Source organism: Phycicoccus flavus (assembly GCF_004025965.2).
Taxonomy (GTDB): domain Bacteria; phylum Actinomycetota; class Actinomycetes; order Actinomycetales; family Dermatophilaceae; genus Phycicoccus; species Phycicoccus flavus.
Genome location: NZ_SAYU02000019.1, coordinates 23,230 through 37,030 on the forward strand (window position 1 = coordinate 23,230; position 13,801 = coordinate 37,030).

The 13,801-nt window shown below is 75.4% G+C and carries 12 protein-coding genes; 4 read left to right on the forward strand and 8 right to left on the reverse strand.

Annotated elements, in window-relative coordinates:
- Positions 1-33 precede the first annotated feature (33 nt).
- From EPD83_RS07710 to EPD83_RS07730, 5 genes are all read right to left on the reverse strand, one after another.
- Complete coding sequence (locus EPD83_RS07710) at positions 34-1,932, reverse strand: DUF2339 domain-containing protein (RefSeq protein ID WP_128365547.1); 1,899 nt, start codon at positions 1,930-1,932, stop codon at positions 34-36.
- A gap of 228 nt (positions 1,933-2,160) precedes the next feature.
- Positions 2,161-3,561, reverse strand: a complete 1,401-nt coding sequence (locus EPD83_RS07715; protein WP_128365548.1) for a S1C family serine protease — start codon at positions 3,559-3,561, stop codon at positions 2,161-2,163.
- Positions 3,562-3,639: 78 nt separating this feature from the next.
- The gene (locus tag EPD83_RS07720; protein WP_128365549.1) at positions 3,640-5,178 is read right to left on the reverse strand and encodes a sensor histidine kinase; all 1,539 of its coding nucleotides are present in this window, start codon (positions 5,176-5,178) and stop codon (positions 3,640-3,642) included.
- Positions 5,178-5,891 carry a response regulator transcription factor gene (locus EPD83_RS07725; RefSeq protein WP_128365550.1) on the reverse strand — a complete coding sequence of 238 codons (714 nt, stop codon included), beginning with the start codon at positions 5,889-5,891 and terminating at the stop codon, positions 5,178-5,180. The genes EPD83_RS07720 and EPD83_RS07725 overlap by 1 nt, the downstream gene beginning before the upstream one ends.
- A gap of 66 nt (positions 5,892-5,957) precedes the next feature.
- On the reverse strand, positions 5,958-6,635 hold the full coding sequence (locus tag EPD83_RS07730) for a hypothetical protein (protein ID WP_128365551.1): 678 nt from the start codon (positions 6,633-6,635) through the stop codon (positions 5,958-5,960).
- A gap of 147 nt (positions 6,636-6,782) precedes the next feature.
- Between EPD83_RS07730 and EPD83_RS07735 the strand changes: the two genes are divergently transcribed.
- A complete protein-coding gene (locus tag EPD83_RS07735) occupies positions 6,783-7,718 on the forward strand; it encodes a hydroxymethylglutaryl-CoA lyase (RefSeq protein WP_165566425.1) in 936 nt (311 codons plus the stop codon).
- 22 nt (positions 7,719-7,740) lie between these two features.
- On the opposite strand, the gene EPD83_RS07740 is transcribed toward EPD83_RS07735, so the two are convergent.
- Positions 7,741-9,072, reverse strand: a complete 1,332-nt coding sequence (locus tag EPD83_RS07740) for an MFS transporter (protein ID WP_165566426.1) — start codon at positions 9,070-9,072, stop codon at positions 7,741-7,743.
- Positions 9,073-9,231: 159 nt separating this feature from the next.
- On the opposite strand from EPD83_RS07740, the gene EPD83_RS20950 reads away from it, so the two are divergent.
- Both EPD83_RS20950 and EPD83_RS07750 read left to right on the forward strand, forming a co-directional pair.
- Positions 9,232-9,630 carry a cold-shock protein gene (locus tag EPD83_RS20950; RefSeq protein WP_128367699.1) on the forward strand — a complete coding sequence of 133 codons (399 nt, stop codon included), beginning with the start codon at positions 9,232-9,234 and terminating at the stop codon, positions 9,628-9,630.
- On the forward strand, positions 9,630-10,376 hold the full coding sequence (locus EPD83_RS07750; RefSeq protein ID WP_128367698.1) for a DUF3027 domain-containing protein: 747 nt from the start codon (positions 9,630-9,632) through the stop codon (positions 10,374-10,376). The genes EPD83_RS20950 and EPD83_RS07750 overlap by 1 nt, the downstream gene beginning before the upstream one ends.
- 17 nt (positions 10,377-10,393) lie before the next feature.
- Here the strand turns inward: EPD83_RS07750 and EPD83_RS07755 are convergent, their stop codons facing one another.
- Entirely contained in the window at positions 10,394-11,491 is a 1,098-nt protein-coding gene (locus tag EPD83_RS07755) for a mechanosensitive ion channel family protein (RefSeq protein ID WP_128367697.1), read from the reverse strand.
- Between the two features lie 53 nt (positions 11,492-11,544).
- On the reverse strand, positions 11,545-11,808 hold the full coding sequence (locus tag EPD83_RS07760) for a DUF2530 domain-containing protein (protein WP_205859457.1): 264 nt from the start codon (positions 11,806-11,808) through the stop codon (positions 11,545-11,547).
- Between the two features lie 138 nt (positions 11,809-11,946).
- On the opposite strand from EPD83_RS07760, the gene EPD83_RS07765 reads away from it, so the two are divergent.
- Positions 11,947-13,446, forward strand: a complete 1,500-nt coding sequence (locus EPD83_RS07765; RefSeq protein ID WP_165566427.1) for an NCS2 family permease — start codon at positions 11,947-11,949, stop codon at positions 13,444-13,446.
- Positions 13,447-13,801 lie beyond the last annotated feature (355 nt).

Below are 13,801 nucleotides of genomic sequence, written 5' to 3' on the forward strand. Positions count from 1 at the left end.
CCGGGACCCGGCCGGCGGGCGGGTGGACCCCGGTCACGCGCCGGCCCGCGGGCGCTCCCAGGAGCGGGCGTAGCGGCTGCCGGTGGCGAGCAGGAGCAGCCCGGTGGCGATGAAGGCCACCGACCGGACGACGCCGTCCAGGGAGGCCAGGTCGAAGAGGAACAGCTTCGCGACGGCCACGGCCACGAGCGCCAGTCCGCAGCGCAGCGCCAGGTCCGACCCCCGCTCCCGCGAGCGCAGGAGGAGGGCGGCCGCGGCCACCATCCAGACCACGGTGGCCAGGGCGTGCCCGACGGTGAAGCCGAGGAGGGCCGCACCCGCGATCGCGCCGGCCAGCGTGCCGAGCCCGACGAGCGCCGTCGCCAGCGCCGCGAGGGCGAGGGCCACGGTCAGGACGCTGACGGCGCGACGCACGGCCGCGGGGATCCTCCGCACTCCGTCGGCGACGCCGGCCGCGAGGGCCGCCAGGCCGACGACGAGGAGGCTGTCGACGGCGGCGACCGCGAGGTCGTGGGCGGTGGCGGCGCCGACCGACACCATCGCGACGGGGTGCTGCAGCCAGACCGTGACGGCCACCGCCGCCACCCCGGCGCCGACGGCGAGCGTCAGGCGCGAGCGGGTGGCACCGGCGACGGCGACGTGCGCCAGCGCGAGGACGAGCAGGCCGGTGCCGACGAACCGGTCGGGGGCCCCGGCGAGGACCGCGAGCACCGCGGCCAGGGCCCCGGACACCGCCGTCGTCGCGACGAGGTGCGCCGGCAGCGGACCGACGGGTGGACGGCCGAACGCCGTCGCGCAGAGCAGCAGGGCGGCGGCCAGGCCCCCGAGGGCGAGGGTGCGCAGCGGCTCCGGCTGGGCCGCCGCCACGGCGAGGGCGCCGACGGCCACCGCCGCGACGGCCACGGTGGAGACGACGTCCGCGGGGTGCCGTCGCAGGGTGGCCGCGGACGCCGCGAGCACCCCGGCGAGGACGAGCACGGTGACGACGAGGAGCGCGAGCAGCCGTGCCGGGCCGGTGACGGACCCCGCGGCCGCGAGGGTCGAGAGCGCGACCGGGACGGTCCGCACGACGGTGAGCCGGGGTGCCGGCCGGCCGTCGGCCGCCCACCAGCCGGCCGCGGCGAGGACGCCGAGGACGCCGGTGAGGACCCAGCCGGGCTCGCCCGCGACGACCGGCGAGAACGCGGCGGCGCCGCCGACGGCCAGCCCGGCCAGCAGGTCGCTGCGCCAGGTCCGGGCCAGCCACAGCCCGGCGGCCGCCACTCCGGTGCACAGGAGCAGCCCGAGCGCGGCGGGGACCCAGCCGTAGACCGTCGTGACGGCGACGACGTCGAGGTACCCGGCCGCCGCCCCGGTGGCCACGAGGGCCACCGGGGCGTTCCCCACCGTCCCGTCCCGGGCCCGGTCGCGCGCCCCTCCACGCGCCCCGAGCAGGCCGAGGACGACCGCGAGCAGGCCACCGGCGGTGACCCGCGCCCCAGGCCCGAACCACCCGTGCCGCACCGCGAGCACGAGGAGCATCGCGACCCCGGAGAGGGTGACGACGGCCCCGGCGACGCCGAGGACGCGGGTGACCATCCCCTCGCGGCGGTACCAGGACTCCCGCGTCACCGGAGGCGGGACGTCACCGTCGCCGGAGCGGGCGGCGCGCGCTCCGGGCGGCGGACCGAGCGGACCGGCGGCGGGCACCGCGGGGTCGGTGGCCGGTCCGGCCGGGACGGAAGAGGGTGCCGACGGTCCGGCGTGCGCCCCCTGCGGGCTCGCCGGACCGCCGGACGTCGGGAGCACCGGGAGGAGTCCCGCGGCGGGGTCCGTCGCGGGGCGGGACAGGTCGGCGCGCAGTCGCGCCAGCCCGTTGCCCACGGTGTACATGCGCTGCATCGCGTCCGCGAACTCCCGTTCGAGGAACAGCACGTCGTCCTGGTGGCTCATGCGACCAGGGTCCCGGCGCGGCCGGGCGACGTCCTGAGCACGGCTACTCACCGGGTCCTCCGGACTACGGCTCCTCGACCGGCGCGCCGGGCCTGGACGGACCTCGAGCGGCGACCGGAGCCACGCCGGCCCGCCCCGTGACGACGAGCTCGCGGGAGGCCCGCGCGGCCGCCTCGGACACGGCGACGCCCCCGGCCGGGGCGGGCCGGGGGCGTCGGGTCGGGGCGGTCAGTCGGAGCCGGCGGTCCGGGCCACGAGGGTGGCGTCGACCTGCTGGGTCTGTCCGTCGCGGATGACGGTGAGCTTCACCGTCGAGCCGACGGCCTGCTCGCGGACGTAGCCGATGAGGGACTCGGCGCCGTCGACCGGCTCGCCGTTCACGGCGGTGATGAGGTCGCCCTTGCGCAGGCCCGCGCTGGACGCCGGGGTGCCGGACTCGACCGACTGCACCACCGCGCCGGAGCGGGTCGCCGAGCCGTCCGAGGCCGTGCCGTCGCCCGGGACGACGCCGAGGAAGGCGTGCTGGGCGCTGCCGGTCTCGATGAGCTGCTTGGCGATCGACTGCACCTCGGTGACGGGGATCGCGAAGCCGATGCCGATGCTGCCCGACTGGCCGCCGCCGGACGAGCCCAGCGAGGCGATCGAGGAGTTGATGCCGACGAGCTGTCCCGAGGCGTTGACCAGGGCGCCACCGCTGTTGCCGGGGTTGATCGCCGCCGAGGTCTGGATGGCGTTGGTGACGACCGGCTCGGCCTGGCTCTGCTGCTGGAACCCGCCGTTGAAGGGGCTCTGCTGCTGTTGCTGCTCCTCGGCCTGGGTGGTCACCGGGCGGTTCAGCGCGCTGACGATGCCCGTGGTCACCGTGCCGGCGAGCCCGAGCGGGTTGCCGACGGCCATCACCGGGTCCCCGACCTTGAGCGCGTCGGAGCTGCCGATGGCGATGGGCGTCAGGTCGCTCGGCGGGGTGTCGAGGGTGACGACCGCGAGGTCGGTCGAGGGGTCGGTGCCCCGGACCTTGGCCGAGAAGGTGCGCCCGTCGTCCAGGGTGACCTGGAGCTTCTGCGCGCCGGCGACGACGTGGTTGTTCGTCACGATGTGGCCCGCGTCGTCGATGACGACGCCGGAGCCCTGCGCCTCACCGTTGGCCAGGGTCGCGGTGATCGACACGACGCTCGGCGAGACCGCGGCCGCCGTCGCCGTCCAGTTCGGGGCGGTGGCGTCGGCCTGCTGCACGGGAGCCGGGTCCGTGCCGCGGCCCAGCTGGGTGGACGAGGACGCAGCGGAGGGGGTCTGCGTGTCGTCCCACAGCCGGGCCGCGGCGATGGTGCCGCCAGAGGACAGGATGGCGGCGAGAACCGCGACGGCGGTGATCTCCGCCGTGCGGCGGCGTCCGGACCGAGGGCGGTTCCCCTGGGGTCCGGACGGCCCCGACGACCCGAACGGCCCCGACGGAGGGGGAGGGGCCATGGGGGTCGTCGGGGAGCTCTGGGAGTACGGGCCGGCGGTGGTCCCGGGGGCGGCCGCGCCGCCCGGGCGGTCGGCGGTGGCCGTCCCGCCGTGCGGGGTGTACCACTGCGGAGCAGTCCACTGGGGACCGTTCCCGGTGCGGTTCGGCTGCTGGTCGCTCATCGCTCGCTCGCTGTTCCTTCGGATCGTCTCTGTCGAGGTCGATCCCCACTCCACACCCCCCGCGTGGGGGTCCGCTGGTCAGCGGCTGGGAGTCTGCTGTGCGAAGCGGACGACGAACGTCGCCCCGCCGCCCGGGGTGCGCGCCACCCCGACGCGGCCCCCGTGGGCGGCGACGATGGCGGCGACGATGGCCAGCCCGAGGCCGCTGCCGCCGCTGGAGCGCCCGCGCGAGGGGTCGGCGCGGAAGAACCGCTCGAAGACCTTCGTCGCGATCTCCGGCGGCACGCCGTCGCCGTGGTCGCGCACCTCGAGCGCCGCGACACCGTCCTCGACGCCGACCGCCACCTCCACGGGTGTCCCGGCCGGGGTGTGCCGCAGCGCGTTCGCGACGAGGTTGGTGACGACCTGGCGCAGGCGGGCCTCCGACCCGCGCACGACCGTCGGCTCGACGTCGCCGTCGAGGCCCAGCAGGGCGATGTGCCGGTCGGGGGCGCGCACCCGGGCGTCGGCCACGGCGTCGGCGGCCAGCACCGTGAGGTCGACGTCGGTCGGGGTCTCCTCGCGCTCGCCGTCGAGGCGGGCCAGTACGAGCAGGTCCTCGACGAGGGTGCTCATCCGGCCGGACTCGGCCTCGATGCGGGCCATCGCCCCCTCGACGCCCTCGGGGTCGCGCACGGCCCCCTGGCGGTAGAGCTCGGCGTACCCGCGGACGGTGGCGAGCGGCGTGCGCAGCTCGTGGGAGGCGTCGGCGACGAACTGGCGCATCCGTTCCTCGCTGGCCTCGCGGACGGCGAAGGACTGCTCGATCCGGGCCAGCATGACGTTGAGGCTGCGCGAGAGGGAGGTGACCTCGTCGTCGGCGTGCCGGACCGGGACGCGCTGGGTGAGGTCGCCGCCGGCGATCGTCGCCGCCGTGTCCTCGATCCGCCGGAGCGGCCGGAACGCGCGCCGCACCGCGAAGTGCCCGAGCACGAGCGAGAGCAGCAGGGCCACCGTGCCGAGCAGCGCGGTCGAGACGAGCAGCCGGGTCACCGTGTGCGTCACCGGCTCCAGCGGCACCCCGACGGCCACGGTGATCTCGGGGTTGTCGGTGCGGCTGGCGATGAACCGCCAGCGCATCGGGGAGTTGTCCGAGCCGACGGTGAACGGCGTCTGGTCGACGACGACGGGGTCGCTCGGGGCCAGGGACGGCATCCGCGGCTCGGCCGTGGTGTTGGTCGGCGGGCGGACGATCCGCTGTCCGTCCGGGGTGCGCAGGACGAAGGCGTACGTCGTCGGGATGGGGTTGTCCGAGGGGGTCTGCAGTTCGCTGACGCCCTGCCGGGCGACCGGGGTGAGGACGCTGCGCAGCTCGGCGTCGACCCGGGCGTCGAGGTCGGTCTTCAGCAGGTACGCGGTGATGAGGCTCGTCGAGAGCAGCGCCGCGCCCACGAGCACGCCGACGATGAGGAGCAGCCGGGTCCGCAGCGGGATCGCCTCGAGGCGCCCGACGGCCCGGCGCAGCCGTCGCCGGCCCTCGGGGTGAGCGCCCGCTCCGGAGCCCCGGTCCGGCGTCGGGGACGGGTCCGGTGCGGGTCCTGCGAGGTGGGCGTCGGCGGCGGGCTGCGCGGCCGGCATCAGCTCTGCGGGGGCAGCCGCAGCACGTACCCGACGCCGCGCTTGGTGTGGATGAGCGCGGGCGCGCCGTCGCTGTCGATCTTGCGGCGCAGGTAGGAGATGTAGGACTCGACGATCCCGGACTCGCCGCGGAAGTCGTAGTCCCAGACGTGATCGAGGATCTGCGCCTTGGACAGCACCCGGTTCGGGTTGAGCATGAGGTAGCGCAGCAGCTTGAACTCGGTCGGGCTGGTCTCGATGACGCGGCCGGCGCGGCTCACCTCGTGGCTGTCCTCGTCGAGCTCGAGGTCCTCGAAGCGCAGCACCTGGCGGTCCTCGTCGCCCTCGCCGCGGGTGCGCCGCAGCACGGCGCGGATGCGGGCGACGACCTCCTCGAGGCTGAACGGCTTGGTGACGTAGTCGTCACCGCCGACGGTGAGGCCCTTGATCTTGTCGTCCACCGAGTCGCGGGCGGTGACGAAGACGATGGGCAGCTGGCGGCCCTGGTCGCGCAGCTTGCGGGTGACGGTGAACCCGTCCATGTCCGGGAGCATGACGTCGAGGACGCAGAGGTCCGGGTCGTGCTTCCCGGCGACGGTGATGGCCTCGGAGCCGCTGGCCGCCGTGGCGACGTCGAAGCCCGCGTAGCGGAGGGACGTCGCGAGGAGCTCGCGGATGTTGGGCTCGTCCTCGACGACGAGGAGGCGGGCCTCGGGGGTCTGGGTCGCGGTCACGGTTCACAGTCTCGGCCCGTTTCCTGTGAAGTGGCTGGACGTGGCCTGGGTGGACGCCCCGGAAGGTCAGATGCCGGGCGGCGAGCCGGAGCCCGTGCTGGACGCGACGAGGTCGATCACCAGCCAGCCGACGGCGAGCACCAGTGTGAGGGCGACGCCGCCGGCCAGCGCGAGCCAGCCCTTCCGGGCCGTGGCGGACGCCCACGCGGGGTCGGTGGCCTGCCGGGTCAGGGCGAGGATGCCGAGGACGAGCGCCGGGACCATCAGCGCGCCGCAGCAGGAGAGCACGAGCAGCCCGGAGACGATGGTCAGGGCCAGGGCGCTGCCGTTCGTCGTCGTGGGGGTGAGGGGGTTCGGCGGCGTCGCGTAGGGGTAGGCGTCGCCGGCCGGCGGGGCGTCGGTGGTGCCCGGCCATCCGGACGGGACGCCGCCGGGCGGGGGTGGTGGATAGGTCGCGGGCGGCGGGGAGGACGGGGGCGAGGTGGTGGCGTCGCCCGTCGTGCGCGGCGGCGCGGGGCGGCCGGCGTCGCCGTAGCGGAGCGGGGCCGGAGGGCCGGCCGGGGGAGCCGGCGCGGGCGAGGGGGCCGGTGGCGGGGCGGGCAGGTCGTAGGACGGCAGCGAGTAGCTCGGGGAGGTGTACGTCGGACGTTCCCAGCCCGAGGAGTTCGCCGGCGGGGGCGCCGTCGGGTCGCGCAGGACGTCCGCGTCCTGCTCGGGCCGCTCGCCCTCGTCGTGCGTCGCCACCTCGCCCCTCCGCGTGGTCGGGAGCCGGTCTCCGGCCCGTCGCCGCCGAGGGTAGCGGGGCCGCGGGCGTGCGGGCGGGCGTTCTGCACCGGACCGGGCCGGTCCGCCGGCGAGGGGGTGCGGACCGCGGCGTGCCAGGATCGGGGGATGAGCCGTGCCCTGCCGCAGGTCGAGCCGGACCCGGGGCTGCCCTCCCGGGTCACCGTCTACGAGGTGGGCCCGCGCGACGGGCTGCAGAACGAGTCCGCCACGGTGCCGACCGAGGTCAAGGCCGAGCTCGTCCGGCGGCTCGTCGCGGCCGGCCTGGACACCGTCGAGACGACGTCGTTCGTCCACCCGGACTGGGTGCCGCAGCTGGCCGACGCCGCGGACCTGCTGGACCTGCTCGGCGACGAGGGCCGCGGACCCCGCCGCCCGGTGCTCGTCCCCAACGTCCGAGGGCTGGACCGCGCCCTGGAGTCCGGGGTCGGGGCCGTCGCGATCTTCGGCAGCGCCACCGAGACCTTCGCCCGCAAGAACCTCGGCCGCGGGCTGGCCGAGTCGGTCGCGATGTTCGCGCCGGTCGTCGAGCGGGCGCGGGCCGAGGGGCTGTGGGTGCGGGCCTACGTCTCGATGTGCTTCGGCGACCCGTGGGAGGGGCCGGTGCCGGTGCCGCAGGTCGTCGACGCCTGCCGTCGCCTCATGGACCTCGGCTGCCACCAGCTCTCGATCGGCGACACGATCGGCGTGGGCACGGTCGGGCACGTCCACCGCCTGCTCGACGCGCTGGGGGCGGCGGGCATCGGCCCGGAGCGCGTCGGCGTGCACTTCCACGACACCTACGGGCAGGCGCTGGCGAACACGATGGCCGCGCTGCGCGACGGCGTCACCGTCGTCGACGCCTCGGCCGGCGGGCTCGGGGGGTGCCCGTACGCGAGGTCCGCCACCGGCAACCTCGCCACCGAGGACCTGGTCTGGACCCTCGACGGCGCCGGGGTGGAGACCGGGGTCGACCTCGACGCCCTCGTCGAGACCTCGACGTGGCTGGCCGGGCGGCTCGGGCGCCCGTCGCCGTCGCGGGTCGTCACCGCGCTGGCCGGCTGACCCGGGGGGCACCCGGGGCGGCTCAGCGTGGGGTAACGCCGTTGACCTCGGGCGTGATCTGCCGCTCGAGCAGCAGGGCGAGACCGGCTACGAGCCCGAGGCACACGAGCAGCACCCCGACGAACACGCCGCCGAGCCGCCGGTCCAGCAGGAGCCCGGCGGCCACCGGCGCGGTGATCGCGCCCAGCTGGAAGGCCATCGCCGACACCGCGTTGTAGCGGCCGCGGTCGCGGTCGCTCGCGAGGTCGTTGACGATGGCCGGCACGGTGGGCTGGAGCATCGTCTCGCCGAGGCCGAAGAAGACGTGGAAGACGATGACGCCGGCGGTCGCCGCGAGCGCGCCGGCGACGAGCCCGGTGGAGCCCAGCAGCAGCCAGGCCACGGCCCACAGCACGACGAGGCCGAGGAACACCCGGGTGCGGCGGTGCCCGTCGATGCGGCGCAGCACGAGGAACTGCATGAGCACGATGACGGCGGTGTTCGCGGCGAAGGCGAGCCCGATGGTGCGGGTGGACACCTCGCTGACCTGGCGGGCGAACGCCGGGAAGCCGGCCTCCATCTGCCCGTAGCCGACGAAGCTGGACAGGAAGGTGAGCGCCGTGATCCACAGCACGGCGGGCCGCCGCAGGATCGAGAGGTAGTCGGCGCCGCGGGGTCCGTCCTCGGCCGGCGGCGGCCGCCCGGCCACGGTGCGCAGCGGTCCGAGCAGCAGCGCGACCGGGACGAGGACGCACGCCGCGTCGACGAGGAAGATCGTCGTGAACGTGCCCGGGCGCTCGACGTCGGTGAGGAAGCCGCTGACCACCCCGCCGACGCCGATGCCGAGGTTGACCAGCGCGAAGTTCACCCCGAAGTACTGCGTGCGCAGCCGGCCCTCGACGAGCGAGGCGATCATCGCGTTGAACGCCGGCCAGCCCACCCCGAAGCTGACCCCGAGCAGGGCGACGGCGACGACGAAGGCCGGCACGGTCGTGGCGAAGGCCATGACGACCGCGCCGAGGACCTGCGCGAGCAGGCCGAGCACGACGACCGGGCGGGCGCCCAGCCGGTCGGTGACGACGCCCATCGGCGCCGTGACGAGGACGGCGACCCCCGCGATGAGGCCCATGAGCAGGCCGGCGACGTCGAGGTCGATGCCGCGCACCTCGTGCATGTAGATGACGGTGAACGGCAGCACCATCCCGCGGCCGAGGGTGGAGATGGCGGTCGTCGACAGCAGCCAGCGGCCGGCCGGCGGCAACGCCGTCCAGAAGCCGCGCAGCGTGAGTCGGGCCTGGTCCGGGGACGCGGGCGCGGCGGACCCGCCGGTACCGGGTCCGCCGGCCTCCGGCGGGGCCGATGTCGCGTCGCTCACGGGGCCCACGCTCGCACGGGGCACCGACACCGCTCGACCCGGTTTCCGCCGGGGCGGCCCGCGCAGAACCGGGCAGCGCGGTGGCGCTCCCAGCGGTTAGCCTTGTCGTCGGCGTCCGCCGTGGACGCCCGATCCCACGAGCCATGGATGAGGTGGACCGTGCCGACAGGCAAGGTGAAGTTCTTCGACAGCGAGAAGGGCTTCGGTTTCGTCGCCGGGGAGTCCGGCGAGGGCGACGTGTTCGTCCCCGCCTCCGCGCTGCCCGCGGGTGTGCCCGGGCTCAAGGGCGGCCAGCGCATCGAGTTCAGCATCGTCGAGGGCCGCCGCGGCGCCCAGGCGATGGCCGTGCGCATCCTCGGCCCCGCCCCGTCCGTCACCACCGGCCGCAAGGTGCGCGACCGCAAGGAGCCGGAGGAGATGGTCGTCATCGTCGAGGACGTCATCAAGCTCCTCGACGACGTCTCGGAGTCGCTGCGGCGCGGGCACTACCCCGACCGCTCGCACGGCAACAAGGTCGCGCAGGTGCTCCGCGCGGTCGCCGGGGACCTCGAGCTCTGATGGCCGCCGCCACCGCCGTCCGTCCCGACGCCACGCTCCGCGGCGCGGTCGACGTCGCCCACGCGGCGGCCGTCGACGTCGCGGGGTCCGACGCCGTGGGCGAGCACCTGGGCATGGAGATGGTCCAGGACCGGCTCGCCACGCACTACTTCGCGTCCGCCTCGCCCGCCTACCGCGGCTGGCGGTGGGCGGTGTCGGTGGCACGCATCCCGCGCTCGAAGACCGTCACGGTCTGCGAGACCGACCTCGTCCCCGGCGAGGACTCGCTGCTGTCCCCGACGTGGGTGCCGTACTCCGCGCGCCTGGCCCCGGGCGACCTGGGCCCGGGCGACGTCACCCCCTACCTCGCCGAGGACCCGCTGCTCGTCGCCGGCTTCGAGGCCACGGGCGAGGAGGACGTCGACGAGGTCGCGCTCTGGGAGCTCGGCCTCGGCCGGCCGCGGGTGCTCTCGGCCGAGGGCCGCGACGCCGCCGCGCAGCGCTGGTACGACGGCGAGCACGGGCCGACCTCCGCGGTGGCCCGCAAGGCGCCGCTGCCCTGCTCCTCGTGCGGGTTCCTCGTCCCCATGCCGGGGGCGCTGCGCTCGGTCTTCGGGGTCTGCGCCAACGCGTGGTCCCCGTCCGACGGGGCCGTCGTCAGCCTCGACCACGGCTGCGGCGCCCACTCCGAGGCCGACCTCGAGGGCCCGGAGCCCGAGCGGGTCACCCCGCCCATCCTCGACGACGACGCGCTCGACCTGTCCTGACCGGAACCGCCCGCTGCTCAGCCGGTGGCGGGCAGGTCGAGGGCGGTGTGGACCGCCGGGCCGGCCGCCACCGACTCGACGCGGGTGCGCGGCAGGCCATCCGGGTCCTCGGTGCGCACCCACGCCACGAGCTCCTCGCGGACGTGGCAGCGCAGGTCGAACAGCGTCGGGGCGTCCCGGGCGGTGACGAGCACCCGGACGTGCACCGTGCCGCCGACGGCGTCGGTGACCTGGGTGTGCGCGACCCGGCCGTCCCACAGCTCGGTGCCGCCGACGACCTCGCGGACGTGCTCGCGCAGCGCCGCCACGTCGGCCCGCCAGTCGAGGTCGAGCTCGACGGAGCCGAGCAGCTCGGAGTGGTTGCGCGTCCAGTTCTGGAAGGGCTGCGTCGTGAACCAGGTCGACGGCAGGACGAGCCGGCGGTCGTCCCACAGCCGGACGACGACGTAGGTGAGGGTGATCTCCTCGACCCAGCCCCACTCGTCCTCGACGATGACGGCGTCGTCGAAGCGGACGGAGTCGCTGAGCGCGATCTGGATGCCGGCGATGACGTTCCCGAGCGTCGACTGCGCGGCGAGGCCGGCGATGATCGAGACGACGCCCGCCGAGGCGAGCACGCTGGCGCCGAGGGCGCGGACGCCGGGCAGGGTGAACAGCGCGGCGCCGAGGCCGACGACGACCACGCCGCCGACGGTGAGCCGGCGCAGCAGCATCATCTGGGTGCGGACCCGCCGGGCGGTCCGGTTGTCGGGGCGCTCGACGCGGTTCCGGGCGAGGCCGCGGTCCTGGATCCACACCGCGACGACGGCGACGAACCAGGTGAGGGCGCCGATCGTCACGAGCCGGGCCAGGACGGCGAGCACGCGGTCGACCGAGGGCGGGACGCCGCCGGTGTCCGCGGGGGAGACCGGCAGGGCGGTGGCCAGGGCGACCCACACGGCGATGCTGCCGAGCAGGAGGCGCAGCGGCAGGCGGCCGCGGCGGACGAGGACGTGGACGGCCGGGCGGCGCCGGAACACCAGGCGCAGGAGCAGGCCGGTGGAGAGGGACAGGGTGGCCGCGACGGCGAGGCCGATGACGAGGACGACGGTGAAGGCGATCCAGCGGTCGGACATCTCGCCAGTGTCGACGGGTGTCGTGAACGCGGTGTTACACCTGAGTCCGGCGCTCAGGCTCCGGCGGCGTTCCCCCGGCCCCGGCGCACGTACCACCAGGCGAAGACGCCGAGGGCGATGCCGCTGACGCAGGCCCAGGGCCACCAGTCCCGCTCGCCGGTGTGCAGGGCGGGGACGACGAGGGTGACGGCGAGCGCCAGCACCCACAGGGCCGTGCCGACGAGGGCGATGGTCCTCGTGGGGACGACCGGCGGGTCGACGGGCGCCGACTCGCCGAAGCCGCCGCGGGGACGGTCGGGGGGCGGCTGCTCGGTCACGCCGTCAGCCTAGCCAGGGCTCGTCCGCCCGCCCGGCCGCCGCCCCAGCGGGGCCGTGTCGGCGCGGGGTCCTTGCGGATCGGCGGCCGTTACCTGCGCGAAACGCGCGGGGCCCCTGCCGCCACTAGCCTGCGGCGCATGACCGAGACCTCGCAGGTGACGACCGACCCCGACGGCCCGGCCCCCGGGGGCTCCCTCGAGCGCTGGTTCCGCATCCACGAGCGCGGATCGACGCTCGGGCGGGAGGTGCGCGGCGGCGTCGCGACGTTCTTCACGATGGCCTACATCGTCGTGCTCAACCCGCTCATCCTCGGCTTCGTCCAGGACGCCGACGGCCGCTTCCTCGGGGGCGGGGACGCCCCGAACCTGCCCGCCATCGCCGCCGGCACCGCGCTCGTCGCCGGGGTGCTCACCATCCTCATGGGGGTCGTCGCGAACTACCCGCTGGCACTCGCCACCGGGCTCGGGCTCAACGCCTTCGTCGCCTACGCCGTGGCGAGCCGGATGACCTGGGCCGACGCCATGGGCCTGGTCGTGCTCGAGGGCCTGGTCATCCTCGTCCTCGTGCTCACCGGGTTCCGGCAGGCGGTGTTCAACGCGGTGCCGGCCCAGCTCAAGGTCGCGATCTCCGTGGGCATCGGCCTCTTCATTGCGCTCATCGGGCTCGTCGACGCCGGGTTCGTGCGCCGCACCGGCGCGGGTCCGGTTCCCGTCGAGCTCGGCGTCGGCGGGCAGCTGCAGGGGTGGCCCTCGCTCGTGTTCGCCCTCGGGCTTGTCCTCGTCGTCGCCCTGTGGGTGCGCCGGGTCAAGGGCGCCATCGTCATCTCGATCCTCACGATGACGGTGGTCGCCTTCGTCGTCGAGGCCATCGCCCACGTCGGACCCACCGTCACCGGGGTCGACGCCGAGGGCAACAACGTCGTCAACCCGACGGGCTGGAACCTCAACGTGCCGGCCTGGCCGGACCAGATCGCGTCGGTGAGCTTCGGGACGCTCGGGGAGTTCAGCCTGCTCGGCTCCTTCACCCGGGTGGGGGTCGTCGCGGCCGTGCTGCTCGTCTTCACCCTCATGCTCGCCGACTTCTTCGACACCATGGGCACGATGACGGCGATCGGCGCCGAGGCCGGGCTGCTCGACGAGCAGGGCAACCCGCCGAACACCCGCCGCATCCTCGTCGTCGACTCCGTCGCGGCCGCGGCGGGCGGCGCCGCCGGGGTGTCGTCCAACACCTCGTACATCGAGTCGGCCTCCGGCGTCGGCGAGGGCGCGCGCACCGGGCTGGCGTCCGTGGTGACCGGGGTGCTCTTCCTCGTCGCCACGCTGTTCGCCCCGCTCGTGCAGGTCATCCCCAACGAGGCCGCCGTGCCCGCCCTCGTGCTCGTCGGGTTCCTCATGATGCAGCAGGTCACCGACATCGCCTGGGACGACCTCGAGATCGCCATCCCGGCGTTCCTCACGATCATCCTCATGCCGTTCACGTACTCGATCACCGTGGGCATCGGCGCGGGGTTCGTCGCCTACGTCCTCATCAAGCTCGTCCGCGGCAAGGCCGCCGACATCCACCCGATGATGTGGGGCACCGCGGCGATGTTCCTCGTCTACTTCTTCATCGAGCCCATCACCGAGCTCTTCACCTGACCCCCGCCCCCCACCCCACCCGGCGCCGGCCGGCGGACATTTCGGGGTGACCCCGAAATGTCCGCCGGGACGGGGTTCGTAAGCGGGGTCTCGGTGACGAACCGGGGTGTCGGCGAGTGAGGGGTGGCGGGTGCGTCCTCGGCGGGGTGTCGACCTCCCGCCGACCCGCGCGCGTGGGGCATGGCGCCTCCGCCCGGCGCACGACCCGCGGGCACGGCGTCGGCCGGGCCTGCCCGACGCGCGACCGCGGACACGGCGCTGGCGGGACTGTCCAGCGCACGATGGCGGACACGGCGTCGGCGGGGGTCGTCCGACGCTCGTCCCGCGGACGAGGCGCCGGCCGGGGGCCGCCCGA

Coding starts and splice junctions, on each gene's coding strand:
- EPD83_RS07735 (WP_165566425.1), top strand. CDS start 6,783: ATGAGCCGTGCCCTGCCGCAGGTCGAGCCGGACCCGGGGCTGCCCTCC.
- EPD83_RS07755 (WP_128367697.1), bottom strand. CDS start 11,491: ATGTCCGACCGCTGGATCGCCTTCACCGTCGTCCTCGTCATCGGCCTC.
- EPD83_RS07765 (WP_165566427.1), top strand. CDS start 11,947: ATGACCGAGACCTCGCAGGTGACGACCGACCCCGACGGCCCGGCCCCC.
- EPD83_RS07715 (WP_128365548.1), bottom strand. CDS start 3,561: ATGAGCGACCAGCAGCCGAACCGCACCGGGAACGGTCCCCAGTGGACT.
- EPD83_RS07750 (WP_128367698.1), top strand. CDS start 9,630: ATGGCCGCCGCCACCGCCGTCCGTCCCGACGCCACGCTCCGCGGCGCG.
- EPD83_RS07720 (WP_128365549.1), bottom strand. CDS start 5,178: ATGCCGGCCGCGCAGCCCGCCGCCGACGCCCACCTCGCAGGACCCGCA.
- EPD83_RS07710 (WP_128365547.1), bottom strand. CDS start 1,932: ATGAGCCACCAGGACGACGTGCTGTTCCTCGAACGGGAGTTCGCGGAC.